Raw genomic sequence first — 26,730 nt, forward strand, 5'->3', positions numbered from 1 at the left:
GGGACCGGGGCGCCAGGCGCACGCGACGGCGACGCGCGAGCGCCCCGGTCCGTACGCCTCACTCGCGGCAGATCAGCAGCAGCGCCCGGTCGTCCTTGACGTCCTTGGCCACCTTCTCGATCAGATGCCAGGCCGCGCCCCGGAAGGTGCTCGACGCGTAGTGGTCCGCCTCGCCTATCAACCGGTCCATGCCCTCGGTCAGATCCCGGCCGGGCGCCTCGACCAGGCCGTCGGTGAAGAGCATCAGCACGTCCCCGCGGCGCAGCGTGCCCTTCAGCGGGTCGAACAGCGCCTCCTCCACCACTCCGAGCAGCGGCCCTTCCGCGCCCTTCTCCTCCCAGCGCCCCGTGCCGGCGCTGAGCTGCACGCCGGGCACGTGCCCCGCCGAGAACAGCTCGTAGTCACCGGACTCCAGGTCCAGCACCAGGTGCACGGAGGTCGCGAAGCCCTCCTGCCATTCCTGGCGCAGCAGATAGCCGTTGGCGGCGGGCAGGAAGTCGTGCGGCGGCAGCGAGCCGAGGAGCCCGCCGAAGGCGCCGGACAGCAGCAGCGCCCGTGATCCGGCCGACATGCCCTTGCCCGAGACGTCGGTGAGCACCGCCTCCAGGATGTGGCCGCCGTGGGTGCGGGCGGCGACGACGAAGTCGCCGGAGAAGGACTGGCCGCCGGCCGGCCGCAGCGACATCTCCGCGTGCCAGCCGCGCGGCAGCCGCGGCAGCTTGCTCTGCACCCGGATCCGCTCACGCAGGTCGAAGAGCATGGTGCCGCCGCGCCGCCACGGCACGCCGACGCGGCTGCGGAACTGCGCGACGGTCAGCCCCGTCAGCCCCACGGAGGCGATCACGAGCACGGTGCCCGGCGTCACCCGGGCCGGGCCCTCGGCGTACGGGCCGAGGAGCATCGACTCGATGATCAGTGCGGTGGCGGACGAGGCGTACAGCGCGAGGAGACTGGCCGGCCGCAGCACCAGGCCACCGATGAAGATCGGCAGCGCCAGCGCGGCGGGCGAGACCCAGGCCGGCGAGAGGAGCGTGCCGGCGGCGAGCGCGGGGATGGTCAGCAACAGGACGACGAGGGCGATCCAGTCGGAGCCCTCACCGCGGAAGTAGTCGACACCGGCCCTGCGCACGCCGACCCGGGCCCGGTGCAGCCCTTTGTGCCACCGGGCCGCTTGCGAGGTGGAATCCGCACCTCCGGCCATGCCCCGGGACCCTATCCACCCGCCGCGCCGGGCGTCGATTCACGGCGTGCCGACCGCACTCTTCGGGCGGCACTGCCGGAATCGTATGCGAATTCACGGCGTTTGGAACGAAGGAGGGCCTGCCCGGACGGAGTTGGGACGAGGGTCACGTGGCCTGGCATGTGGGGCACCAGAAAAGGTTGCGCGCGGCGAGTGTGGCGGTGCGTACGGGGGTGCCGCAGAGGTGGCAGGGACGGGCCGCGCGGCGGTAGACGTAGACCTCACCCCCGTGCCCGTCGACGCGCGGCGGGCGGCCCATCGCCTCGGGCAGGTGCTCGGGCCGCACGGTGTCGATGCGCCCGGTGCGTACGCCCTCGCGCATCAGCACCGCCAGGTCCGCCCAGACCGCCTCCCAGGCGGGGCGGCCGAGGTCGCGGCCCGCGCGGTAGGGGTCGATGCCGTGCCGGAAGAGGACCTCGGTGCGGTAGATGTTGCCGACGCCGGAGATCACCCGCTGGTCCATGAGCAGCGTCGCGACCGGTGCGCGGCTGCGCGAGATCCGCGCCCACGCCCCCTCGCCGTCGTCGCCGGCGCGCAGCGGGTCGTCGCCGAGCCGGGCGTGCACGGCGTCCTTCTCCTCCTCGGTGACCAGCTCGCACGCCGAGGGGCCGCGCAGGTCGGCGTAGCCCGCGCCGGTGGCCAGGCGCAGCCGGACCGCGCCCACGGGCGCGGGCGCGGGGCCGTCGCCGAAGCCGACCTTGCCGTAGATGCCGAGGTGGACGTGGAGGTGGCCGACGGGCCCGAAGCCGAGGAAGAGATGCTTGCCGTGGGCATCGGTGCCGGTCAGCCGGCAGCCGTCGATGAGCGCGGCGCCGTCGGCGAACTTGCCCTGGGGGCTGGTCGCGCGGACCGCCCGGCCACCGAAGCGGACGCCGTACTCGACGGACAGGCGGTGGATGGTGTGGCCCTCAGGCATACACGCCCTCTCTCGGTCCGGTCCTGCGCCTCGCGGTCGTGCCCGGCGGGTCCGCTACGGCTGCGGGTGGTGCGCCGGCACGTCGGGCAGCTTGCCGCTCCGCTCGTACGCGCTGAGCATGTCGATGCGCCGCTGGTGGCGCTCCTCGCCGGCGTACGGGGTGGCGAGGAACACCTCGACGAAGCTGGTGGCCTCGTCGCGCGTGTGCATCCGCGCGCCGACGCTGACGACGTTGGCGTCGTTGTGCTCGCGCGCCAGCCGCGCCGTCTCCTCGCTCCACGCCAGCGCCGCGCGCACACCCGCCACCTTGTTGGCGGCGATCTGCTCGCCGTTGCCGGAGCCGCCGATGACGACCCCGAGGCTGCCGGGGTCGGCGACGGTGCGCTCGGCGGCGCGCAGGCAGAACGGCGGGTAGTCGTCGGCGGCGTCGTAGATCAGCGGGCCGCAGTCGACGGGGTCGTGCCCGTGCTCCCGGAGCCAGGCGAGGAGGTGGTTTTTGAGTTCGTAGCCGGCATGGTCACTGCCGAGGTACACGCGCATGGCCCGGAGTCTACGGGCCCCGGTCAGCCGCGGTGCGCACGCCCGGCGACGTGCCAGGCGGCGGGAAGCGCGCCCATCGCGAGGGCGGCCTTCAGCGCGTCGCCCAGGAGGTACGGGGTGAGGCCGAGGGAGACCGCCTCGCCGAGGGAGACGTCCAGCGAGAGCGCCAGATACGGCACGCCCACGGCGTAGATGACGGCGCTGCCGAGGACCATGGTGGCCGCCGTACGCCACACGTCGCGGTCGCCGCCGCGCCGGGCCAGGGCGCCGACGGCCCCGGCGGCGAGCAGCATTCCGATGACGTAGCCGAACGACGGCATCCCCCACCCCGAGGAGCCCTCCGCGAACCACGGCATCCCGGCCACGCCCGCGACCGCGTACAGCAGCAGGGACAGGAACGCCCGGCCGGTGCCCAGCGAGGCGCCGACGAGCAGCGCGGCGAACGTCTGCCCGGTGACCGGCACCGGCGAGCCGGGGACGGGCACCGCCAGTTGCGCGGCGGCGCCGGTGAGCGCCGCGCCGCCGGTGACGAGCGCGGCGTCGCGCAGCCGGGCGCGGGCCGCGGTCGAGGCGGGCAGCACGTCGGCCAGGACGGCGCCGGGGCGGGCGGGGTGCGGGGAGGAGACGGCGGCAGTGCTCATCGGGTTCTCCGGTCGGTCTCGGTTCGCGGGTCCGTCACGGGGTACGTGGACGCTGCGTACGCTAGCCGACGGCCCCGGGCCGATCACCGTGGAAAGGTGCCAATCCGTCGCACAGATACCTGTCACTCCCCCGCACTCCCGCGGCCACCGGCCCGGGGCTGCGATTCCGGCATCCGAGCAGGTCACGTGAGATATACCACACCGTGATCGGGTTTCGTGCCGGCCCAACTACCGGGCCGCACGGTCGACTCCCGCTGTGGAACCCCTCCAATGCCGGGTCACCGGCAGCGGCGTGCGCCCGGCGCGATGCCGCACACTGAACCGTCACCACGCACTACCCCCCGGGACATCAGCATGAGCACCTCCCCCCACACCGAAGGCACCACCGGCACCGCCGGCGCCGCGCAGGCCCGGGACGCCGTGACCGCCCCGGCGCCCTCCGTCCCCGCACCGTCCGCCCTGGGCACCGGCCTCAAGCAGCGCCACCTGACGATGATCGCCCTCGGCGGCGTGATCGGCGCCGGGCTCTTCGTCGGCTCCGGCGCGGGCATCGCCGCCGCGGGCCCGGGCATCGTCCTCGCGTACGCCGGCTCCGGGCTGCTCGTCATGCTCGTGATGCGGATGCTCGGCGAGATGTCCGCCGCCAACCCCGCCTCCGGCTCCTTCTCCGTCCACGCCGAGCGGGCCTTCGGCCCGTGGGCGGGGCTCACCTCCGGGTGGATGTACTGGACGCTGCTGGGCGTCGCCATCGCCGCCGAGGCCCTCGGCGCCTCGCAGATCGTCACGGGGTGGCTGCCGGGCACCGAGTCCTGGATGTGGGTCCTGCTGTTCATGGTGGTGTTCTGCGTCACGAACCTGGCGGCGGTCGGCAACTTCGGCGAGGCCGAGTTCTGGTTCGCCGGGCTGAAGGTCGCGGCGATCACCGCCTTCCTCGCCCTCGGCGTGCTCGCCGTGCTCGGGCTGCTGCCGGGCACCGACTCGCCCGGCACCGCGAACCTCACCGGTGCAGGCGACGGCTTCCTGCCCAACGGCTCCGAGGGGCTGCTCGTCGGCCTGCTCGCCTCCGTCTTCGCGTACGGCGGGCTGGAGAACGTCACCATCGCCGCCGCCGAGTCCGCGCACCCGCGGCGCGGCGTCGCCCGCGCGGTGCGTACCGCGATGTACCGGATCGCGCTCTTCTACGTCGGCTCCATGCTGATCGTCGTCGCGCTGATCCCCTGGGACGACCCGACGGTCGAGTCCGGCCCGTACGCCGCCGCGCTCGACCACCTCGGCATCCCGGCCGCCGGCCAGGTGATGAACGTCGTCGTGCTGGTGGCGCTGCTGTCCGCGATGAACGCCAACATCTACGGCGCCTCGCGCATGGCGTACTCCCTGGTCGCCCGCGGCCAGGGCCCGCGTTTCCTGGGCAGGCTGAGCGACCGGGTGCCGCGCCGCGCGGTCGTCGCCACCTGCTCCTTCGGCTTCGCCGCCGTGCTGCTCAGCTACCGCTGGCCCGACACGCTCTTCCAGTGGCTGCTGAACATGGTCGGCGCGGCCATCCTCGTGGTCTGGGCGTTCACCGCCGCCGCCCAGTTGCGCACCCGCCGCCGGCTGGAGCGCGAGGCGCCGGAGCTGCTGACGGTACGGATGTGGGCGTACCCGTACCTGACCTGGGCGGCGCTGGCCGCCATGGGCGGGATCCTGGTGCTCATGCTGCGCGAGCCGGACTCCCGCAGCCAGTTGCTGACCACGGCCGGGCTGGCGGCCGCGCTGTCCCTCGTGGGCCTGGTACGTCAGCACCGCCGCGCGGAACCCGCATGACATGATTCCGCTGTCGGACCTGCGAGAGACGAAGGAGTCCCCCCGTGCCCGGTGAGAACCTGACCCGCGAGGAGGCCCGGGAGCGCGCGCGGCTGCTGGAGATCGAGGCGTACGAGGTCGAACTCGACCTGCGCAGCGCGGTGGCCCCGGCGGCGGAACCCTTCCGGTCGGTGACCACCGTGCGGTTCCGCTGCGCCCAGCCGGGTGCGGCGACCTTCCTCGACCTCATCGCACCCGAGGTGATCGCGGTGACCCTCAACGGCCGGGACCTCGACCCCGGCGCGGTCTTCGACGGCTCCCGGATCGTGCTGGAGGACCTGGCGGCGGAGAACGAGGTCGTGGTCGACGCCCGCTGCGCGTTCAGCCACACCGGCGAGGGCATGCACCGCTTCGTCGATCCGGAGGACGGCGAGGTCTACCTCTACACGCAGTACGAGCCGGCCGACGCCCGCCGTGTGTTCGCCACCTTCGAACAGCCCGACCTCAAGGCCCCGTTCACCTTCACCGTCACCGCCCCCGGCCACTGGACCGTGCTCTCCGGCGGTGCTCCGGCCGGCCGGCCGGAGCACCGCACCGACGCCCCGGAGGCGGCCTCGGCGACCTGGCGGTTCGAGCCGACCAAGCCGATCTCCACGTACATCACGGCCGTCGTCGCCGGTCCGTACGCCTACGTCGAGGACCGCTACACGCGCACGTTCGAGGACGGGCGGGAGCTGGTCGTGCCGCTCGGCGCGCTCTGCCGCAGGTCGCTCGCGCGGCACTTCGACGCCGACGACATCTTCACCGTCACCAAGCAGGGCCTGGACTTCTTCCACGACCACTTCGACTACCCCTACCCCTGGGGCAAGTACGACCAGGCGTTCGTGCCGGAGTACAACATCGGCGCGATGGAGAACCCCGGTCTCGTCACCTTCCGCGAGGAGTTCGTCTTCCGCGGCAAGGTCACCGACGCGGCGTACGAGCGGCGGGCGAACGTCGTGCTGCACGAGATGGCGCACATGTGGTTCGGCGATCTGGTGACCATGGAGTGGTGGGACGACCTGTGGCTCAAGGAGTCGTTCGCCGACTACATGGGCGCGCTGGCGCTCGCGGAGGCCACCCGGTTCTCCGGGAGCTGGATCACCTTCGCCAACCGCCGCAAGGCGTGGGCCTACCGGGCCGACCAGCTCCCGACGACGCACCCGATCACGGCCGACATCCATGACCTGGAGGCCGCCAAGCTCAACTTCGACGGCATCACCTACGCCAAGGGCGCCTCGGTGCTCAAGCAGCTCGTGGCCTACGTCGGCCGGGACGCCTTCATGGAGGGCGCGCGCCGCTACTTCAAGCGGCACGCCTTCCGCAACACCCGCCTGGCCGATCTGCTGACCGCGCTGGAGGAGACCAGCGGGCGGGACATGTCGGCGTGGTCCCGGTCGTGGCTGGAGACCGCCGGCGTCGACACGCTCACGCCGCGGGCGACGTACGACGCGAGCGACCGGATCACCGAGCTGGCGGTCCTGCGCGTGGGCCCCGATTCCGGCCCGGGCGCCGCCGCCGGCGCACCGCCGCGACCGCACCGGGTGGCCGTCGGGCTCTACGCGCAGCCGGACGCCTCCGGCGAACTGGTGCGCTACGCGCGTGCCGAGGTCGACGTCACCGACGGGCACGCGGTCGTCCCGGAGCTGGCCGGGCAGCCGCGACCGGCGCTGATCCTCGTCAACGACGACGACCTCACCTTCTGCAAGGCCCGCTTCGACGAGGACTCGCTCGACACCGTCCGCGAACGCCTCGGCGACCTCACCGACCCCCTCGCCCGCGCCATCATCTGGGCCGCCGCCTGGGACCTCACCCGCGACGGCCTCATGCCCGCCCGCGACTACCTCGGCCTCATCCTGCGCTTCGCCGGCCGCGAGACCGACATCGGCGTGCTCCAGGGCCTCCACCAGCAGGCCCACTACACCGTCGACCACTACACCGCCCCCGAACACCGCGCCGGGGCCGAACAGTCCCTCGCCGAGGGGGCGCTGAGCGAGCTGCGGCTCGCCCCGCCCGGAAGCGACCACCAGTTGGCGTGGGCCCGCTTCTTCGCCTCCGTCGCCGGTACGGAACACGACCTGCAACTGCTGCGCGGCCTCCTCGACGGCCAGGCGAAGATCGACGGGCTCGACGTCGACCAGGAGCTGCGCTGGGAGGTGCTGCTTCCGCTCGCCGCGCACGGGGTCGCCGACGCGGCGGACATCGACGCCGAACTCGCCCGCGACGACACCGCGTCCGGCAGGCGCCATCAGGTCCGCTGCCTGGCCGCGCGGCCGGATCCGGCGGTCAAGGAGGCGGCGTGGACGGCCGTCGTCGACTCCGACGAGCTGTCGAACGCGCTCGTCGAGGCGACGATCTCCGGCTTCAGCCGGCCCGGCCAGCGGGACCTGCTCGCGCCGTACGCGCCGCGGTACTTCGCGGAGCTCGAGCGGATCTGGCGGGAGCGGACGATCGAGAGCGCCATGGCGGTCGTCCGCGGCCTCTACCCGGCGCTGCAGGCGCACCGGGGGACTCTGGACGCGACGGACGCCTGGCTCCGCGACACCGAGGGCTCGGCGCCGCCGGCGCTGCGCCGGCTGGTGTGGGAGGCGCGCGACGACCTGGCGCGTGCGCTGCGCGCGCAGGAGCGCGACGCGCAGGGCTGAGCCCTCGGAGGGCCCGGTTCCGCACGATGCGCCGACCCTCCTTTCGACAGTCGAACATGTGCGTATTAGCCCTGGCTTGTCCGTATTCTTCGACGGCCCTGTAACAGCGGTTAGGAGAGGGCCGGCGGCCGGGAATCCAGCCGCCATGAACGCGAACCCGCCTTTCCCGGCACCGCTCAGCCCGCGCCCGCTCCACCACGCCGCCGGCGCCCGCAGCCAGGTCATGACCGCCCGGCAACTGCGCGAGCACGGCGTCACCGCCGCCGACGCCGCGCAGCGCTGCCGCCCCGCCGGCCCGTGGCAGCAACTCCTGCCCGGTGTCTACCTCCTGCACGCAGGACCACCGACGCCGCAGGAGCGGCTGCACGCGGCCCTGCTCTACGCCGGCCGGGCGCCCGGCCGCGCCACCGTCCCCGGCCAGACCCGCGGCGCCTCCGCCTCGGCCCCGGCGCGGGAGGCCGCCTCGGCCCCGTACGGCGACGCGATGATCACCGGGCTCGCGGCGCTCGCCCTGCACGGCTTCGCCGCCGCTCCACCGCTGCTCGCGCTCGACCGGATCGACGTCCTGCTCCCGCGCACCCGCCGGCTGCGCTCCACGGGCCCGGTCCGCCTCGTCCGCGCCCACACGCTCCCGCGCCCCGACCGCGTCACCGGCCTGCCCGTGGCCCCCGTACCCCGCGCCCTCGCCGACACCGTCGCGGTGCTCACCGACGCCGCCGACGTGCACCGGCTGCTGACGGAGTCGGTCCGCGGCGGGCACTGCGAGGCGGCGGCGGTGGTCCGCGAACTGAGCCGGGCCCGGCTGCTGAACCGTCCGCACGTGATCGACGCGGTCGACTCCCTGATCGCCGAAGGCCGGGCCCTGGCCGAGGGCCGTCTCTACGACATGGTCCGCGTCCACGCGCTGCCCGACCCCCTCTGGAACGTCGACCTCCGTCTGCCCGGCGGCCCTCACCTCGGCGGCGTCGACGCCTACTGGCCCGACCACGCGGTCGCCGTGGAGATCGACGCCCGCACCCCGGGCCGCGCCTCCCACGACGGCGAGGCGCTGTGGTCCCAGTACGTGAAGAAGCGGGAGATGCTGGAGCGCCTGGGCATCACGGTCGTGCGGGTCACCCCGCGAGGGCTGCGCGAGTCGCTGGAGGAGCAGGCGGAGGTGGTACGCGCCGCGATGCTGGCCTCGGCGGAACGGGACCCCGCCACCCACGTGGTGGTCCTGCCGCAGTGACCCCCACGCGGCGCCCCCGGCCTCTGCGCCCTTCTCTGCCCTCTCCCGCCTCGACCGGCCGGGGCGCGGTTCGCGCACCCGGCCGGTGCTGGGTCCGTCAGGCTCTGACCGTCACATGCCTGGCCGCGGTGACCTGGCGGGCACGGTCATATACCTCGCGCGCCGCCTTATGGGACCGGTACGGACGGAGAAGTGACTTCATCATGGCCACTCGTTCGTCCACGCGGCCCGATTGCACGGTGGGGTAGTCGTCCAGAACCCGGTTCCAGGTCGCACAGGCGGCCTCCAGATGGCCTACTTCCCACTGCCGTTCGGCGAGCATGGCACCGAACCAGAGTGCGGACCTCCGGCTGTCGGTGGCATCACGCAAACGAAAATGCAACTGAAGGGATGCCACGCTTCCGGCCACATCACCGAGTTCGTACCGGACTTGGGCGACATGGTAGGCAAGGGTCGAAGGATTATATCCACCGAAGGTCCCAAGTTGGCTCTCTGCCTTGTCCATAGCAATCTCGGTCTCCCGAATGCTTTGAAGGGCATTGGACCGATCACCGGCCACCGCGTAGGAATGTGCCTGCTGCCCAGCGAGGAATGCCCGCATCCGAGGACCTGCTGTATGGGACGCCGCCGCAGCGGCGTCAGCGAGACGGCGAGCTGCGGGGCCATGTCCCAGGTTCACGGCCTGGACCGACATCCCTCGAAGAATGTGGCAATAGGTCTTGTGATCGGCGGCGGCACCTGCCAACTCTAGGCCCTTGACGTAGTACCGCTGAGCGAGTCCCTGAAGGCCCTCGTCCACAGCCATCCAGCCGGTCAAGTAGCACAGGAGAGACGAAGCGGAAAGCATGGCCTCCCGGACGCGGCTAGGGGCGTCTGCCCGCAGGTAGGGGGCAACCGTGTTGACCATGAAGGCGGCGGCCATCGGTCGCGCGTAGCGCCCGCCGAAGTGGCCGTCAAGGTCTGCTAGGCGGTCAGTCATCATCGTCACGGCCTCGACGTCCCCCATGCCGATACGCCGTGCCTGACCGGTCTGGACGGCCTCCATACGGCCCACGATGTCGGGCCATCCCGGAATGGTCAGAGCGACAGAGTAGAGTCCGGCGCTCAGCACCCCTCGACGGGACGGGTCCATGTCGCTCCTCACGAGGTCTACCAGCTCTTCCACGGTCCGCGGAAGTGTTCGATTCTCGGGGGTGGTACGGGGGGCGGCGAAGCCCAACTCGGCGAGGGTCACGGGGCGGCCCAGCCTCCTGGCGAGGACCTCCACGAGGAACGGTCTCGCGACCTGACGTGGCGTCGTGCCCCTCAACCACTGGCTGACCGAGGGTTGGTCATAGTGCAGGGTCACACCGGATTCCGCAGCCAGCCGGTTGACCGCGCGCACGAACTGGGTCTCGCTCAGCCCTGACTCTGCAAGGAGCCTGCCCAGTTGGACGTTCGGCCCACCCTTACCCACGCACGGCTCCGTCCCCGAACTCTTATGACTCTCATGCTTCGGCCGTCACTCCACGCTACCGCCCGGCGCACGCACTGCGTTGTCATTCATGAGCACTCAGTGATGAGGAGGAAGGTCATGGCTGACTCGGAGCCCCTGACCGGAGGGCTGGCACGCGAAGGTCGCACCGACGGTGTCGGCTTCTACCTGGGCCGGGAAGGGCCGGCCGTCGCGCCGCGCCGCACTGACAGAGAGACCGCGGCCGAGGGGGCGACGGACAAGGGCGGCGACTCGGGTCTGCCTGGAACGAGGCAAGATCCATGACTACGTACGCGCGCCAGTTCGTCAGAGGTGCCCGCTCCGTCGGTCGGGCGCGTGACTTCGTCACGGCCCGTGTGAGCGCGGCTGTTCCTGCCGACCGCGCCGACGACATCCGCCTGTGCGTCTCCGAGCTGGCGACCAACGCTCTGCTGCACGGCACCCCCCGAGGCCGCCAGTTCCGGGTCCACGTCACCATCGAGGACGACGCCGTGCGGATCGAGGTCCACGACGCCAGCGACGCACCCCCGCATCTGCGCGACCCCGCCGACACCGACGACTACGGCCGCGGCCTGCACCTGGTCGAGGCGCTCGCCGACGAGTGGGGCTTCTCTGACCGCACCGGCCCCGGCAAGGCCGTCTGGGCCTTGTTCAAGGCCGCCGCCCCTGCACTCTCCCGCTCCTTCCCGACAACGGCGGAGGTTCTGTGAGGGAGACGACGTACTCGATCGTGGAAGCCCGTGCCCGGCTGGGTGCTCTCGCACGCAAGGTCAGTGCGACCCGTGAGCCGGTCGCCATCACTGACCACGGGCAGACCGTCGCCATACCGGTCAGCCCCGCCGACGCCCTGGAACTGCAGGAACTGCGCGCGCTCGCCGCCTGCCGCGCCCGCGGTGGCCTTGTTGTCCCGTCCCGGCCCGGAAGCCGGGCCGGGACGGCGACATGCCGGGTCAGGACGTGGCCGCTGCCGCGTCCGCCTGCTGGGCGCGGAGGGCGCGTTCCACGCCGGCGCGGGACTCCGTCACCATGCGGCGCAGGGCCGGCGGCGGCTGGGTCTCGGCCAGCCAGGTGTCCGTCGCGTCCAGGGTGGCCTGGGAGACCTGGAGGGCCGGGTAGAGGCCGACGACGATCTGCTGGGCGATCTCGTGGCTGCGGGAGTCGAAGACGTCCTTGACCGCGTCGAAGTACTTCGCCGTGAACGGCGCCAGCAGGTCCCGCTGGTCGGTCTGGACGAAGCCGCCGATCACCGCCTCCTGGACCGCGTTGGCCAGGTTGCCCTCCTCGACGACCTCCGTCCACGCGCGGGACTTCGCCGCCGCGGTCGGCCGGGCCGCCCGCGCCGAGGCCGCGTGGCGTTCGCCGGCGGCGGTCTTGTCGCGCTCCAGCTCCGCCTCGATGGCGTCGTCGCCGGCGCGGCCGGTGGCGGCCAGGCGGTGCAGCAGGGCCCAGCGCAGCTCGGTGTCGACGTCGAGACCCTCGATCGTGCGGGAGCCGTCGAGGAGGCCCGCGAGCAGGTCGAGCTGGCCGTCGGTGCGGGCGGTGGCCGCGAAGGCGCGGGCCCACGCCAACTGGTGGTCGCCGCCCGGCTCAGCGGCGTGGAGCTGGGTCTCGCACTCGGCCGACCAGCGGGCCAGGCCCGTTTCGCGCCAGTCGGGAGCGGCGTAGAGGTCGAGGGCGAGCTTCACCTGCCGGTGCAGGGACTGCACCACGCCGATGTCGCTCTCCTTGCGGATGCCGGAGAGGACCAGGTCCAGATAGTCGCGGGTGGCCAGCTCGCCGTCGCGGGTCATGTCCCAGGCCGAAGCCCAGCACAGGGCCCGCGGGAGGGTGGTCTCGAAGTCGCCGAGGTGCCGGGTGACCACGTCCAGGGAGACGGGGTCGAGCCGGACCTTGGCGTAGGTGAGGTCGTCGTCGTTGAGCAGGACGACCGCGGGGCGGGGGCGGCCGGCCAGTTGCGGCACGTCGGTCAGCTCGCCGTCGATGTCCAGCTCCAGCCGGTCGGTGCGGACCAGCCGGCCGTCCTTGAGGTCGTACAGCCCCACGGCGATGCGGTGCGGGCGCAGCACGGGCTCGCCCTTGGCGCCCGCGGGCAGCGCGGGGGCCTCCTGGCGGATCGCGAACGACCTCACCACGCCGTCCGAGTCGGTCTCCAGCTCGGGCCGCAGCACGTTGATCCCCGCGGTCTCCAGCCATGCCTTCGACCAGGCCGCCAGGTCGCGCCCGCTGGTCTCCTCCAGCGCGCCGAGCAGGTCGCTCAGCCGGGTGTTGCCGAAGGCGTGGCGCTTGAAGTACGCCTGCACACCGCGGAAGAACTCGTCCTCGCCGACGTACGCCACGAGCTGCTTGAGCACCGAGGCGCCCTTGGCGTACGTGATGCCGTCGAAGTTGACCAGCACGTCGTCGAGGTCGGTGATCTCGGCCATGATCGGGTGGGTGGAGGGCAGTTGGTCCTGGCGGTACGCCCACGTCTTCATCTGGTTCGCGAACGACGTCCACGCGTGCGGCCAGCGCGAGCCGGGCGCCTGGGCGAGGCAGGCGGTGGAGGAGTAGGTGGCGAACGACTCGTTCAGCCAGAGATCGTTCCACCACTCCATGGTGACCAGGTCGCCGAACCACATGTGCGCCAGCTCGTGCAGGATCGTGTCGGCCCGCATCTCGTAGGCCGCGTCCGTGACCTTGGAGCGGAACACGTACTGGTCGCGGAAGGTGACCGCGCCCGCGTTCTCCATCGCGCCGGCGTTGAACTCCGGGACGAAGAGCTGGTCGTACTTCTCGAACGGGTACGGGTAGTCGAAGCGCTGCTGGAACCAGTCGAAGCCCTGCCGCGTGACCTCGAAGACGGCCTCCGCGTCCAGATACTCCGCGAGCGACGGCCGGCAGTACACGCCCAGCGGCACCGTCCGCCCGCCCCCCTCCCAGGTGCCGTGCACCGACGTGTACGGCCCGGCGATCAGCGCGGTGATGTACGTCGAGATGCGCGGCGTGGGCGCGAAGCGCCACACCCCGCCCTCCGGCTCCGGCGCCGGGGAGTTGGAGATGACCTGCCAGCCCTCCGGCGCGGTCACCGTGAAGGCGAACGCCGCCTTGAGATCCGGCTGCTCGAAGGTGGCGAACACCCGGCGCGCGTCGGGCACCTCGAACTGCGTGTACAGATACGTCTCGCCGTCCACCGGGTCGACGAAGCGGTGCAGACCCTCACCCGTATTGGTGTACGCGCAGTCGGCGACGACCCGCAGCTCGTTCTCCCCCGCGCGCAGCCCCGGCAGGGCGATCCGGGAGTCGGCGAAGACCTCGGCGGCGTCGAGCGCGGTGCCGTTCAGCACCACCTCGTGCACCTCGGGCGCGATGAGGTCGGCGAAGGTCTCCGCCCCCTCCTCGGCGGCCGAGAACCGCACCGTCGTCACCGACCGGAAGGTGCCCCCCTCCTTGGCGCCGGAGATGTCGAGGTCGATCTCGTACGCGTCCACCTTCAGCAGGCGCGCGCGCTCCCGCGCCTCTTCCCGGGTCAGATTCGTGCCAGGCACCTGGGCTACTCCTTACCCCTACGACTGACCGCAATCCTCGCACGTCGCTCCCCCGCGCGAAGCGGCCTGTGGATGACGCCCGCACCGGGTTTCGTCCCCTGTGCCGGCCTGTGGACAACTCCGTCCGGCGGCTGTCCGGCCGCCGTACCCCGCGGCTCAGGACCGCCGCTCAGGACCGCCGCTCAGGACCGCAGCTCAGCCGCTACCAGCTCGGCGATCTGCACCGCGTTCAGCGCCGCCCCCTTGCGCAGGTTGTCGCCCGAGACGAACAGCGCCAGCCCGTTCTCCGCCGTCTCGTCCCGCCGGATGCGCCCCACGTACGACACGTCCCGCCCCGCCGCGCCCAGCGGCGTCGGTACGTCCGCGAGGGCCACGCCCTCCGCCTCCGCCAGCAGCCCGGCGGCCCGCGCGGGGCTCAGCGGCTCGGCGAAGCGGGCGTTGACCTGCAGCGAGTGCCCGGTGAAGACGGGAACGCGGACGCAGGTGCCGGAGACCTTCAGCTCGGGGATCTCCAGGATCTTGCGCGACTCGTGGCGCAGCTTCTGCTCCTCGTCCGTCTCGTCGAGTCCGTCGTCGACGAGGGAGCCGGCCATCGGCAGCACGTTGTACGCGATCGGGGCCACGTACGTCGCCGGCGCGGGGAAGTCCGCCGCCGCGCCGTCCCGGGTCAGCTTCGGCGCGGCCTCGCCGACGGCGCGGACCTGCTGGAACAGCTCCTCCACGCCCGCCAGGCCGGAGCCGGAGACCGCCTGGTAGGTGGCGACGACCAGGGAGACCAGGCCCGCCTCGCGGTGCAGCGGCTTGAGCACGGGCATCGCGGCCATCGTGGTGCAGTTCGGGTTGGCGATGATGCCCTTGGGGCGGTCGGCCACCGCGTGCGGGTTGACCTCGGAGACCACGAGCGGCACGGCGGGGTCGCGGCGCCACGCCGAGGAGTTGTCGATCACGACGGGACCCTGCGCCGCGACCTTCTCGGCGAGCGCCTTGGAGGTGGCGCCGCCGGCGGAGAACAGCACGATGTCGAGCCCGGAGTAGTCGGCGGTGCCGGCGTCCTCCACCGTGACCGCACCGCCCGGAGCGCCGGGCCACGGCAGCGTGCGCCCCGCCGACCTGGGCGAGGCGAACAGGCGGAGCTGGTCCACCGGGAAGTCCCGCTCGGCGAGGATGTCGCGCATCACTCCGCCGACCTGGCCGGTGGCTCCGACGATTCCGATCTTCATGGCTCTCCGTTCACAGGTGCGGCTCCGCCCTCACCATGATGCCGGGCGCCGGGCGGCTGACTCCAGTCGTTTCCCCTGCCCAGCCGTCCGCCCCGGGCGCACCCGGGCGGCGAACTGAGACACACGCCACAGGGGCGGGACACCGGCACTCCGGTGTCCCGCCCCCGCGGGTCGTGTCAGGACGTACGGGACGTACGCGCCACCACTACGGCACCACCGTCCCGATCCGCACGCTGCCGGCGCCCGCCGCCGTGCCGCGGGCGTTCTGCACCTGCACCTCGCCGAAGAACTCGCGGCCCTCGGGACCGGGCGCCGCCACCGTGACCTCGGCCCCGGCTTCGGCGCTCTCGCCGCTGCCCAGCTCGACGGGCTCGTCGCCGACGCTCACCTCGCCCAGCGCCGGGGAGAAGTACACGTCGCGGTAGTCGTACTCCGTCGTGCCCGCCGGCACGTCGTAGGCGAAGACCTCCACGGTGTACGTCCCGGGCTCCGGGTCGGTGAGGGTGACGCCCTCCTCCGAGTCGGCGTCCGCGGACTGCGCCACCGGCTGGCCGTCGCGGTAGACCGTCAGGTCCAGGTCCGCGTTGGCGTCGGAGGGGGCGCCGATCACCGCGTCGAGCCGGGTGACGCCCTCGGCGACCTCGATCGTCGTGGTGTTCGTCTCCCCCGCGGCGATGCCGGGCCGGTCCGAGAGACCGGAGCCGAGCGGCCCGCCGGCGAGCTTGCCGGCCACCGGGGCGAACCCGTTGGTCACCGTCCACTCCACCGGGCTGGGCGTGCCGACCTTCGCCTCGTCGATCGTCTGCACCTCGGGATCGAAGACCGCGCCGAGCGCGGTCGCCTCGACCGTGAACGGGTTGTCCAGCTCGGGTGAGGTGCGCCGCGACTCGACCGCGATCTCCCACACGCCCGCCATCGGGTTCTCGTAGGAGCGCACGTCCGGGCGGCAGGTGTTGTCGGGGTTGTCGTAGTTGTTGTAGCAGAACGGCGTCGACGTCGGGTCGGCCGGGATGCCCCACGGGTCGATCGCGATCCAGCGGGTCTGGCTCTCGTCCCTGAGCCCGCTCATCGCCACCTCCAGCGACCGCGCGCCCTCGGGGACCGTGACGAAGGACGAGCGCGTGGCGTTGCGCTGCACCTCGTTCGAGACCCGGTGCCCGTACTCCGGAGCCGCCAGTTCCTGCGCGGAGACCACGGTCGTCAGCACGCGGTGGTCGATGCCCTCCGTGCGCTTGCCGTCGATCAGCAGCGCGGCGCTGTGCAGCCCCGCCGAGCGGGGCTTCGCCTGCACCCTGACGGTCAGCGGCCGGCCGCGGCGCAGCGTGACGTCGTCGTCGCCGAGCAGCTTGAACGTGCCGTCGTTGCCCTGCCACTCCAGCTCGTGCGGCGTGCCGCCGGCCGGCCCGGAGGTGCGGGTGAGGGTGATCTCGTACGTCTCGGACTCGCCGCGCGCCGGGCCGCTCTCGCGGTCGTAGACGCCGGTGCCCACGCCGGGGGTGGCGAGGAAGCCGTCGAGCACGGTGTCGACGGGCGCCTGCACCTCGTACGCGTACGCCGAGGCGCCGTCCTCCAGGGAGTCCCAGGCGCCGGCGACGTCGACCCGGCCGGCGCCCTCCGCGTAGGTCTGCACGCCGGGGATGTGGTCGGCGGTGGAGGTCAGCGCGGTGCGCAGGGCGTTCGGGGTGACGTCGATACCCTCCCGCTCGGCGGCGGACAGCAGCAGCGCCGCGGCGCCGGCGGTCTGCGGCGAGGACATCGAGGTGCCCTGCAGCATGCCGTAGCCGGGCGGCAGCTCGTAGCCGGCCTCGGCGACGGGAGCGCCGGGCTGCCAGGTCGGGATGGTGTTGATGGACGCGCCGGGGGCGGTGATCGTCGGGGTGGCGCCGCCGTCCTCGCGCGGGCCGCGGGAGGAGAACGGCATCATCGCGTACTTCTTCTCGACGCGGCTGCCGTAGTTGGCGGCCCAGGTCTCGCGGGAGACGGCCGCGCCGACGCTGATGACCTTGTCGGCCAGGCCGGGGTCACCGATGGTGTTGGCGCCGGGGCCGCTGTTGCCGGCGGAGATCACGAGCTGGACGCCGTAGGTGTCGATGAGCCGGTTGTACAGCTCGGCGCGGGCGTTGTTCCCGTCGTTGAGCGGCGGCAGGCCGCCGATCGACATGTTGACGACGTCGACGCCGCGGTTGGTGACCAGATCGATCATGCCCTCGGTGAGCGCCACCGCGGTGCAGCCGCCGCTCCAGGTGCAGGCCCGGGAGGAGACGAGCTTCGCGCCGGGCGCGGCGCCGTTCATCCGGCCGCCGAAGAGGCCGTTGGCGGCGGTGATGCCGGCGACGTGGGTGCCGTGCGCGCTCTCGACGACGCCGATGTTGACGAAGTCCTCCTTCTTGCCGATCCAGTCCCCGCCGTAGGGGTCCATCGGCACGTCCTTGCGGATCTCCACGACGAAGGGGATCGCCTCGGCGATCGCCGTGCCCGGGTCGTCGGTGCCGAAGAAGGCGAACTTGTGGTCCTCGCCGTACGGGGCCATCGGCTTGTCGTTCCTGAAGTCGCCGTCGTCGCCGAGGTCGACCCGCACGGTGCCGGCGGCGGCGTCGTACAGCAGCGCCCAGGAGTCGGTGGTGTCGCCGTCGCGGTTCAGGTCGCCCTGCATCTCACCGCCCAGCGTGGCGTTCTCGCTGAAGAGGCTCACGGAGTAGTCGCCGCGCGGGGCGGTGTACTCGCGGTCCTCGAAGGTGAAGGACGGGCCGGAGACGTCGGTGACCATCGCGCGCCAGGTGCGGTCGCCGTCGACGATCGGGTCGGTGGCCGTCACCCAGTCGGTGATCTTGCGCTCGCCGGTGGTGGTCTTGCGCAGTGCGGGGTGGGCGAGGTCGACGCCGGAGTCGAGGATGCCGATCGTGACGCCGCGGCCGTCGGCCTTCGGGTGTTCCCTGACGAAGTCGACGGCGCCGGTCTCGTGGGCCGGCTGGTACGGGTTCTTCGCCGGGGTCGAGCGGCCGGGGGCGGGGTAGGCACCCTGCGCACCGCCGCCCGTGCTCCCCTTACCGCCCTTGGCCCGGTCGGCTTCCGGCCGCGGGTCGGGCAGCTCGATCTCCTCGTTCAGATCGATGCCGTGCACCGCGGCCATCTTCGCGGCCCTGTCGATGGCGGCGTCGGCCCGGCCGGTGGGCACGGTGGCGCGCACGTAGCCGAGTTTGTCGTGTGTACGGCCGACGGAGGCGCCTCGTACGGCACGGAAGGTGTCGGCGACCTCGGCCGCCTCGCCGGGCTCGACGGCGACCAGCAGCGTGACGTTCTTGTCACCCCCGGCCTTCGCCTCGGCGAGCAGTTCGGCGTCCTTGGCGCCGAGTTTGTCCGCCGCGGCCTTGGGCCGGTCGGCGTCCGGGGCCCCCTCCGCGGCCTGGGTGGCCGCCGAGCCCGTCGCGGTGAGCGCGGCGGCCAGTCCGGCCGCGAGGGCTATCCGGGCGGCGGCGCGCGGCCGTCCGCCCCCCGGTATGCGTCCGGGTCTGCGTCTGGGAGAGATCGTCATCTCTTTGTTCAACCCCCACCTGTGTGGAAAGCGGCATCCGGTGCCGACTGTCCGCATATCTATCAGCAAGTCACTCGCACGCGGGGGGAGTTGCGAGTGGCGGATGACGGCGTTGGCGCATAGCCGCCAGCGGGCGCGCGGCGCTTCCCGCCACGGAGGCGGGGAAGGCGGCCGGGCCCGGCGGTCACCGAGGGCGAGGGCAGGGCGGCGCTGCGTCGCCGTTTGCGCCCGTGCGGGCCGTGGAATGCCGGTGTTTCCGGCACGAGGAACGCCCCCTGAGCCGTCCCCGCGCGAGCCGCCGGTCTCGGGGCTAGCGTGAGAAGGGCACAAATTCACCCGATATGCCCCATCCTCGGAGGAGGCGACCGATCATGACCGTACGACCCGAAGGCGCACCCTGCTGGGCGGACGCGACCTTCCCCGACCTGGAGGCCGCGAAGAGCTTCTACGCCGACGTCTTCGGCTGGACCTTCCAGGACAGCGGCGAGGCCGCCGGGCACTACACCCAGGCGTCCACGGAGAGCGGGGTCGCCGCCGGGCTTGCACCCCCGATGCCGGGGCAGGAGAACGCGCCGGCGGACTGGACGCTCTACTTCGCCACCCCCGACGCCGACGCCACCGCCGGGTCCGTCGGCGACCACGGCGGGCGGATCGTCACGGGACCGACGGAGGTCGGCCAGTACGGCAAGATGGCCATCGCCGAGGACCCCGACGGCATCCGGTTCGGTCTGTGGGAGCCGGGCACCCACGAGGGCTTCGCCGCGATCGGCAAGCCCGGCACGTTCTGCTGGGCCGAGGTCGACACCCGCCACCCGGAGCACGCCGACGCCTTCTTCCCCGAGGTCTTCGGCTACCGGGTGCGCAAGATGCAGGACGACAGCATGGACTACGCCGTGTGGAGCACCGGTGACGGCGATCCGCTCATCGGCCGGGCGAAGATGAGCGGCGACGTCTTCCCCGAGGACACGCCGCCACACGTGGGCGTCTGCTTCGCGGTGAACGACTGCGACCGCGCCGTGGAGACGACCCAGCGGCGCGGCGGCAGCGTGACGTTCGGGCCGCAGGACTCGCCCTTCGGGCGGATGGCGACCCTGGAGGACCCGCAGGGCGCGTCCTTCACCGTGATCGACGTCAACCGCACGGTCGGGGAGATGCCGGACTTCGCCTGAGCGGAGCGGGCGGCGGCAGGCGCGGGGCCCGGGTGCCGGGGCGCCCCGGCCCCGTGCCGCCCGTCGCCGGCGCACGCCAGAAGCGCCCGCCCCGCGGTACGGAGCAGGCGCCTGCGCGCGGTCCGGTGGACCCGCGGGCCGTCAGCTCTTCTTCTTCTCCGCCGCGAGCACCAGCCCGGCGATCACCGCGAAGGCCACCAGCGGGGTGAGCACGAAGAGACCCAGGGTCTCCGCGACGCTCAGCCCGGAGCCCGGGTCGTCGCCGTCGTCGCGGCTGAGCGCGGAGGCGGCGGGGGACGACATCAGCGTGATCAGCGCCGTCCCGGCGGCGAGTGCACCGGCGCGCAGTGTCTTCTTCCTGTCCACGCTCAAACCGTAGCGAACACCGGCACCACCCGCGCGCCCGGGGTCGCCTCACGTGCGGGATCGCTACGGATCCCGCTCCCCCGCCGTGCTCAGATGCGCCGTCACCGGCAGCAGCCGCGGCGTCCCCCGCGCCTCGTCGACCCGCACCCGCACCTTCTCCGCCGTCACCGGACCGGGCAGCGGCAGGATGCGGTAGGCGCCGATCGTCGTGCCCGCCGCGATCTCCCGCCACTCCCCCGTCGCCGGATCCTGCGCCTCCACCGCGAAGCGCTCGACACGCTGGCCGTGCCGGATGTCCTCGGCGAGACGGACCCGGTCGAACGTCTGCGGCCCGCGGCCGTCGAGCAGGTTCCCGCCGTACACCGCGCGCACCCGGTCCCCGAAGGCACGCAGCTCGCGTACGTCCTCGGGGGCGATCCGGCCGTCGCGCGCGGGCGGCACGTTGAGCAGCAGCGGCGCGTTGCGGCCGACGCTCTGCTCGTACAGCGCGAACAGCTCGTCGGCGGTCTTCGGCCGCTCGCCGGGGTGGTGGAACCAGCCGGGCCGGTTGGAGACGTCGGCCTCCGCCGGATACCACTGGAGGTAGCGCACGCCGTCCGCGAGGAGCCGGTCGCGCGAGCCGATGTCGGGGTCGGTGGAGTCGCGGGGCAGTGCGCCGTGGGTCGACCAGGGGTCGACCGTGTGCGGGGTGACGCTCCACTCGCTCTCGCGGGCGACGCCGCGCTCGTTGCCGACCCAGCGGATGCCCTGCGGGCCCTGGAAGACGACGGTGTCCGGGGAGAGCGCGTGGATCAGCTCGTACCACTGCCGGAAGTCGTACTCCTGCGTGATGCCCGCGTCCCGCCACGGGTTGGCGCCGTCGAGCCACAGCTCGTCGATGGGTCCGTACTCGGTGAACAGCTCGTAGAGCTGGTTGAGGTAGTACGCGTCGTAGTCGTTCGCGCGCACCGTGAACGTGGGCAGCCGCCCGGCCGCGACGTCCTCGGCGCGGTCGTCGCCCTCGGTGAGTGTGGGGACGGTGTGCGTGCGCACGGGGCTGCCGTTGCCGTAGCGGCCGTGGCCCGAGGGCGGGCCGCCGTCCGCGAGCGCGGTGCGCTCGACGCCGGTCAGCGGCTCGCCCGCCTCCTGCTTGGCGCGCAGTCGCTCCAGCCAGCCGGCGTGCCAGGCGTGCGGCAGTTCGGCGCCGTCGGACGGGGAGAGGTAGACGCCGACGCCGAGGCCGGCCTTGCGGGCCTCCCGGACGTAGGTGCCGAGGAGGTCGCGGCTGTGCGGGCTGGCGGCGACGGAGTGGTCGGAGTAGCGCGTCGGGTAGAGGTTGAAGCCGTCGTGGTGCTTGGCGGTGAGCATGGCCATCTCGGCGCCCATCGCCTGGTACGTGCGCATCCACTGGGCGACGTCGACGCGCCCCGGGTCGAAGAGCGCCGGATCCTCCGCGCCGGAGCCCCACTCGCGGTCGGTGAGGGTGTTCATCCCGAAGTGGGTGAAGGCGGTCACCTCGCGCCCCTGCCAGGCGAGCTGGCCGCGGGTGGGCACGATGTGGGCGGCCTTGGCGACGATGCGCTCGGGGGTGTCGCAGTCCTCGACGGTCATCCGGGAGGCGGGCTCGATCGGCCTGGTGCACCCCCCGGCGGCGGAGGCGGGCTCGCGGGTCGCCGGCAGCAGGGCGGTCGCCGTGAGGGCGACGGCCGCGGCGCCCGTGCCGACGGACCGGGCGGCCCTACGCACCGGGTTCCTCCCCGCTCGTACGGCCGGACGCGCCGCCGGCGGGGGCGCCCGGACCCGCGCCGTCCGTGGCATCGGTGCCGTCCGTGGCGTCGGTGCCGCCGAGTTCGCGGACCACCTCCGAAAGCAGCCGGTGCGTCCGCGGAGCGTCGGCCAGTTCCTCAAGCAGCAGCGCGCGGCCGTCCGGATCGGCGAACGGCAGCCGCCAGCCGGGGTACTCGGGGCCCGCACCCGGGACGTGCTGCGGGCGGCGGTCGCCGGCCACGTCGGGCAGCCAGACGGAGACGAGCCGCGCGGGGGTACGGGCGAGGAAGCGGTACAGGCCGGTGATGACGGACGCCTCGTCGGCCCGGCCGCCGGGCAGCAGCCGGAGCCGGTCGAGCAGGTCGAGCCACGTGCCGACCTCGACGGCGTCGGCGGCGCGGGCGGCGAGCAGCGGGGTGTCGACGAGGCCCAGTTCGTGGCGGAGCACCAGGTGCGCGCCGCTGAGCCGGGCCGCGGTGGGCGGCAGGTCGTGGCCGGTGACGGTGGCCAGCGTGTCGGCCCGCCAGCGCTCCGGCGGCAGCGGGCACCGTACGCCGGGGACGGTCTCCGCCACGGGCTCGCGCTGGTTCCACAGCACCGACGTGCCCAGCACGCCGCGCGCCGCCAGCGTTTCGCGTATGCCGTGGTCCGCGGGGCCGCCCGGGTCCTCGCCGATCACCGGGGTGCCCGCCCGGTGCGCCTCCAGCGCCAGGACGCCGAGCATCGCCGCCGCGTCGTACGAGACGTACGTGCCCTCCGCCGGCGGCCGGCCCGCCGGCACCCACCACTGCCGGAACAGCCCGCCCGCGTCCCCGATGCGCAGCGCCCCCGCCCGCCGCAGCGCGGCGCGCAGCACCGAGCGGTACGGGCCGTAGCCGGTGGCCGCAAGCCGGTCCGGCCGCCACACCGGCACGCCCCGGTCGGTGCCGCGGTCGTCCCGGGCGTCCGGCGGGGTGCCAGCGGTGCAGCCGTCGGCGAGGACGGACTGCTCCGCCCAGGCGTCGGCGCCCGAGGGGTGCACACCGGCGGCCAGGTCATGGATGACGCCGATGGCCATGCCCGCGTCCCGGGCGATCCGCTGTGCCCGCCAGAGCTGGTTGTCGGTGAGCCAGGCCAGCCGGCAGTGGAAGTCGATGCGGTGCAGCAGGTCGTGCCGGGCGCGGGTGGTGGCGGTGGAGCGCGGGTCGGTGAGGCCGCCGGGCCAGGAGCGCCAGTCGGGGCCGTGGATCTCGGCCAGCGCGCACCAGGCGGCGTAGTCGTCGAGGGGCTGGCCCTGTTCGGCGAGGAAGTGGTGGTAGGCGACGCGCCGGCCGGGCGTCAGCTCGACGCGCAGCAGCAGCTCCAGCGCGGCGCGCTTGAGCCGCCACACCTCGTCGCGGTCGATGAGTCCGCCCTTGGCGCTCACCTTCTCGCGCAGCTTGGCGGCGCGGCCCGCCAGTTCGGCGGCCTGCGCGCGGTCGGCGGGGGCGAGGTAGCGGTATTCGGGTATGTCCTCGACCCGCAGGTGCACGGGGTCGGTGAAGCGCCGGGAGGAGGGCAGGTACGGGGACGGGTCCGCCGGGTGGCCGTCGGCGCCGGGGACGGCGGCGTGCAGCGGGCCCAGGTGCACGAAGTCCAGCCCGTGGGTGCGCGCGGACCAGGCGGCCAGTTCGGCGAGGTCGCCGAGGTCGCCCATGCCCCACGAGCGGGCGGACAGCAGCGCGGGCAGCCGGAGTGCGAGCCCGGCACCGCGCCGGCGTGGCTGCGGTACGCGCGCGGGGGCGGCGATGACGGTGGCCGTGCCGGTGCGCCCGTCGGGGGCGGTGGCGGTGAGGGTGTGCACGCCCGGGGGTACCGGGGCGTGCGGGTCGAGTTCCGCGCCGTCCTCGCCGGCCAGGGCGGTCTCGGTGCCCTCCGGCAGCGGGCCGGGGGCGAGGATCGTGCCGGGTGCCGGCACGAGGGTCGCCGGCAGGAGGCGCTCCCGCTCGGTTCTCTGGTACTCCGCGAGCGCCGCGGTGACGGCGGCGGGCCCGGAGGCGTCCACGCCGAGCGCGGCGAGGACGGCGACGAGGGTGTCCTCGGGAACCTGGCGGACGCGGCCCGGCGTGGGTTCGTACGAGACCGCGACTCCGTGCAGCGCAGCTAACCGCGCCAGAGACATGCCACCCCCAGGTGGTATGCGACGTCATCGGCTCCGGACCTCACCCGCGCATCGGGTCACGGGCCCCGGAGGGTCGCCGCCGGGGTGAGCCGGCAGGCTGATCGTACTGCGGCAGCCGCGCGCCGTCAGCAGGCCGTCACGTGAAGTGAACGGGCGGCAGCGGCTCGCTGATGAGGTTGTCGTCGGCGGCGAGCGGCGGCTCGCTGGTCAGCGGGGTGCCCGCGGCCAGCGGGGGTTCGCTGGTCAGCGGCAGTTCGGCGCAGGAGCAGGAGCCGGCCAGGCCGTAGTCGGGGTCGGCGCCCTCGACGGGTTTGAGGTGAGGGTCGTGGCTGACTTGGTACGGAGCGGGAGCGGCCACCGCGGGTCCTCCTCGGTCGACGGCTGGTCACGTCCGCCGCTACCCGATCACGGGCCCGGCAGTCGTGGCGACACGCGTTCGTGCCATACGTCACAGTACCCGGGACGGGCGATTTCACGGTAAGGGGCCCCGGAGAACGCAAGAGATGGGGCACGCACGCCCTCCCGGCCCGCTTTTTCCGCCGGGGCCGGGAGGACGGAAGACGCGCGCCGCGGCTAGCCGCGGCGGACCCTCTCCAGGGGCAGGTGCAGCACGGCCGTCCCGTCCGGGGCGCGGTTGTCCGCGGCGAGCCGGCCGACCTGCCCGGTGTCCAGGGCACGGTCCAGCAGCCACACCTCGTCCACGGCGCCGGCGAGCGGGTTGTTGATCCCGCCGGTGCGGGCGCCGGCCCGGACGCCGGTGAGGGCGTCGGCGGAGACCGAGCCGGAGACCGGTCCCGATGCGGCGGCGGGGGCTCCGTCGACGTAGAGCGTGACGCCCGACGCGTCGCGGGTGAGCGCGACGTGGTGCCAGCGGCCGTCGGCGAAGTCGCCGGGGGCGGAGACGAAGGTGTTCTCGGTGCCGGTGTTCAGGTGGCCCCGGATGCGGTTCTGGTCCGGCTCCAGCCGGATCCACCACTTGGCGTCCGACGCCTCCTCGGAGTGCGCCCAGAGCACGGCCTGCTGCTGGACCCGCTCCGTGCTGCGGAACCACGCGGCGGCGGTGAACGGCCCGGTACCGAACGCCGCCTCGTCGGCCTTCGGTGTCTCGACGTAGTCGCCGGCGAGCGCCAGGCCGCGGCCGAAGGGGCCATCGACGTGCGCGGGAGCACCGCTGACGACGGCGTCGCGGCGGTGGCCGGAGGTGTCCGGCGTGGTGGAGGGCCGCGGCGGCGGGGTGTTCAGCAGCGGGGCGGGCACGTGCGCGTACGTGATCCGCCGGTGGTACGGCTGCAGGCCGTCGCCGGCGGGCGTGCGGTCGCCGTTCTCGTAGAGCACGCCGACACCGCCGGCGGCGGGTACGAGATCGGAGTAGCCGGCCGGGCCGTCGTGGACCTGCGGGCCGTCCCGCCAGGTGGCGCCGTCGTCGCGGCTGGTGCGCAGGGTGAGATTCTCGCGCGCGGTGGCGTGCCGGGGCGCGGAGAACACCAGCCGCCGGGCCGGGTCGGAGGCGGCGGGGAGCGTGAGCACGGCGCCCTGGACGACGGGCGCCAGGAGGTCGGGCACCTCGCGGTACGGGGCGTCGAAGGTCGCGCCGCCGTCGCCGCTGACGGTGGCGGCGCGGGAGCCGGTGCTGCTGCCGTGCTGGTCGCGGGTGTTGAAGTAGACGGTGCCGTCGGACAGTTCGGTGGCGGAGGTCTCGTTGGGGATGACGGTGCCGTCGGTGACCTCGTCGACGCCGCCGAGGTGCCAGGTGGCGCCGCCGTCGTCGCTGTAGAGGGCGTGGCCGCCGAAGAGGCGGTTGTCGGGGCAGGTGCCGCCGGGCCCGGGGGCGCTGGAGTGGTTGCCGGGGATGACGAGCCGGCCGGCGTGCGCGCCGCGGGTGAGCTGGGTGCCGTGGCCGGGGCCGCCGACGAAGTGCCGCCATCCGGGCCGCTTGACGTCGGCGGTGATCTCCCGCGGATCGGACCAGGTGGCGCCGTGGTCGTCGCTGTGCTGCACGAACGAGCGCCGGGTCTCCTCGGCCGACGCCCGGCCGCAGAGGACGTCCTGGCCGGAGACGCCGCCGCCGGTGCGGGTGGTGTTGAGCAGGACGCGGCCGGTGGCGCGGTCCACGACCGGTACCGGGTTGCCGAACTTGTCGCCGCCGTCGTCGGCGACGACGGACAGCTCGCCCCACGTACGGCCGCCGTCGCCGGACCGCTTGAGCACGAGGTCGATGTCGCCGTCGTCGCCCGGACTGTTCACCCGGCCCTCGGCGAACGCGAGGAGGGTGCCGTCGGCGGCTTCGACGACGGCGGGGATGCGGAAGGAGTGGTAGCCGTCCCCGCCGCGCTCGAAGACGGTGGAGTACGTGATGCGGGGACCGGGCCCCGGCCCGGCGGCGGTGTCCGGCGCCGCCGCCGTGGGCAGGGCGGCGGCCGGCAGGGCGCCGGCCAGCAGCAGGCCGCAGGCGGCGAGGCCGGCGGATCTCCACGGGCCCCTGCTGCGGGCGGGTCGGCGGATGGGTGGGCGAACGGGTGCGGACATGG

General features: G+C 73.5%; 18 protein-coding genes and 1 pseudogene. 6 read left to right on the top strand and 13 right to left on the bottom strand.

The window, feature by feature from the left end; all coding sequences use genetic code 11:
- Positions 1-58: 58 nt before the first annotated feature.
- The 4 genes from I003_RS0102975 to I003_RS0102990 form a co-directional block, all read right to left on the bottom strand.
- Complete coding sequence (locus I003_RS0102975) at positions 59-1,201, bottom strand: PP2C family protein-serine/threonine phosphatase (protein ID WP_027770132.1); 1,143 nt, start codon at positions 1,199-1,201, stop codon at positions 59-61.
- Between the two features lie 145 nt (positions 1,202-1,346).
- Positions 1,347-2,156: a DNA-formamidopyrimidine glycosylase family protein gene (locus I003_RS0102980; RefSeq protein WP_027770133.1), complete on the bottom strand. Its 810-nt coding sequence runs from the start codon at positions 2,154-2,156 to the stop codon at positions 1,347-1,349.
- A 54-nt stretch (positions 2,157-2,210) separates the two neighbouring features.
- Positions 2,211-2,696, bottom strand: coding sequence for a ribose-5-phosphate isomerase (locus I003_RS0102985; RefSeq protein WP_027770134.1), 486 nt, complete (start codon positions 2,694-2,696; stop codon positions 2,211-2,213).
- Between the two features lie 23 nt (positions 2,697-2,719).
- Positions 2,720-3,337: a biotin transporter BioY gene (locus I003_RS0102990; protein ID WP_027770135.1), complete on the bottom strand. Its 618-nt coding sequence runs from the start codon at positions 3,335-3,337 to the stop codon at positions 2,720-2,722.
- 354 nt (positions 3,338-3,691) lie between these two features.
- On the opposite strand from I003_RS0102990, the gene I003_RS0102995 reads away from it, so the two are divergent.
- The 3 genes from I003_RS0102995 to I003_RS0103005 all read left to right on the top strand — a co-directional run bounded on the left by I003_RS0102995 (position 3,692) and on the right by I003_RS0103005 (position 9,031).
- A complete protein-coding gene (locus I003_RS0102995) occupies positions 3,692-5,140 on the top strand; it encodes an amino acid permease (protein WP_037719942.1) in 1,449 nt (482 codons plus the stop codon).
- Between the two features lie 44 nt (positions 5,141-5,184).
- Entirely contained in the window at positions 5,185-7,803 is a 2,619-nt protein-coding gene (pepN, locus tag I003_RS0103000) for an aminopeptidase N (protein ID WP_027770137.1), read from the top strand.
- Between the two features lie 145 nt (positions 7,804-7,948).
- Complete coding sequence (locus tag I003_RS0103005) at positions 7,949-9,031, top strand: hypothetical protein (protein ID WP_027770138.1); 1,083 nt, start codon at positions 7,949-7,951, stop codon at positions 9,029-9,031.
- 97 nt (positions 9,032-9,128) lie between these two features.
- Here the strand turns inward: I003_RS0103005 and I003_RS0103010 are convergent, their stop codons facing one another.
- Positions 9,129-10,487 carry an NsdA family TPR-like regulatory protein gene (locus I003_RS0103010; RefSeq protein WP_027770139.1) on the bottom strand — a complete coding sequence of 453 codons (1,359 nt, stop codon included), beginning with the start codon at positions 10,485-10,487 and terminating at the stop codon, positions 9,129-9,131.
- A 299-nt stretch (positions 10,488-10,786) separates the two neighbouring features.
- On the opposite strand from I003_RS0103010, the gene I003_RS31360 reads away from it, so the two are divergent.
- Both I003_RS31360 and I003_RS34475 read left to right on the top strand, forming a co-directional pair.
- Entirely contained in the window at positions 10,787-11,215 is a 429-nt protein-coding gene (locus I003_RS31360) for an ATP-binding protein (RefSeq protein ID WP_051368063.1), read from the top strand.
- Positions 11,212-11,370, top strand: a pseudogene (locus I003_RS34475) (type II toxin-antitoxin system Phd/YefM family antitoxin); the annotation flags it as partial. The gene I003_RS31360 and the pseudogene I003_RS34475, both read left to right, overlap by 4 nt.
- Positions 11,371-11,455: 85 nt before the next feature.
- Here the strand turns inward: I003_RS34475 and pepN (I003_RS0103020) are convergent.
- The 3 genes from pepN (I003_RS0103020) to I003_RS0103030 all read right to left on the bottom strand — a co-directional run bounded on the left by pepN (I003_RS0103020) (position 11,456) and on the right by I003_RS0103030 (position 18,781).
- The gene (gene pepN, locus I003_RS0103020) at positions 11,456-14,029 is read right to left on the bottom strand and encodes an aminopeptidase N (protein WP_027770140.1); all 2,574 of its coding nucleotides are present in this window, start codon (positions 14,027-14,029) and stop codon (positions 11,456-11,458) included.
- A gap of 182 nt (positions 14,030-14,211) precedes the next feature.
- The gene (locus I003_RS0103025) at positions 14,212-15,249 is read right to left on the bottom strand and encodes an aspartate-semialdehyde dehydrogenase (RefSeq protein WP_027770141.1); all 1,038 of its coding nucleotides are present in this window, start codon (positions 15,247-15,249) and stop codon (positions 14,212-14,214) included.
- 205 nt (positions 15,250-15,454) lie between these two features.
- On the bottom strand, positions 15,455-18,781 hold the full coding sequence (locus I003_RS0103030; RefSeq protein ID WP_027770142.1) for a S8 family serine peptidase: 3,327 nt from the start codon (positions 18,779-18,781) through the stop codon (positions 15,455-15,457).
- Between the two features lie 371 nt (positions 18,782-19,152).
- On the opposite strand from I003_RS0103030, the gene I003_RS0103035 reads away from it, so the two are divergent.
- Positions 19,153-19,950: a VOC family protein gene (locus I003_RS0103035; protein ID WP_027770143.1), complete on the top strand. Its 798-nt coding sequence runs from the start codon at positions 19,153-19,155 to the stop codon at positions 19,948-19,950.
- 141 nt (positions 19,951-20,091) lie between these two features.
- Here I003_RS0103035 and I003_RS0103040 read toward each other — a convergent pair whose 3' ends face one another.
- The 5 genes from I003_RS0103040 to I003_RS0103060 all read right to left on the bottom strand — a co-directional run bounded on the left by I003_RS0103040 (position 20,092) and on the right by I003_RS0103060 (position 26,728).
- Positions 20,092-20,316, bottom strand: a complete 225-nt coding sequence (locus I003_RS0103040) for a hypothetical protein (protein ID WP_027770144.1) — start codon at positions 20,314-20,316, stop codon at positions 20,092-20,094.
- Positions 20,317-20,379: 63 nt separating this feature from the next.
- A complete protein-coding gene (locus I003_RS0103045) occupies positions 20,380-22,041 on the bottom strand; it encodes an alpha-L-fucosidase (RefSeq protein ID WP_027770145.1) in 1,662 nt (553 codons plus the stop codon).
- Entirely contained in the window at positions 22,034-24,202 is a 2,169-nt protein-coding gene (locus I003_RS0103050; protein WP_027770146.1) for a 4-alpha-glucanotransferase, read from the bottom strand. Before I003_RS0103050 ends, I003_RS0103045 begins: the two co-directional genes overlap by 8 nt.
- A 136-nt stretch (positions 24,203-24,338) precedes the next feature.
- A complete protein-coding gene (locus tag I003_RS0103055; protein ID WP_027770147.1) occupies positions 24,339-24,560 on the bottom strand; it encodes a hypothetical protein in 222 nt (73 codons plus the stop codon).
- Positions 24,561-24,775: 215 nt separating this feature from the next.
- The gene (locus I003_RS0103060) at positions 24,776-26,728 is read right to left on the bottom strand and encodes a sialidase family protein (RefSeq protein ID WP_051368064.1); all 1,953 of its coding nucleotides are present in this window, start codon (positions 26,726-26,728) and stop codon (positions 24,776-24,778) included.
- Positions 26,729-26,730: the final 2 nt, after the last annotated feature.

It is taken from the genome of Streptomyces sp. CNQ329 (genome assembly GCF_000482585.1).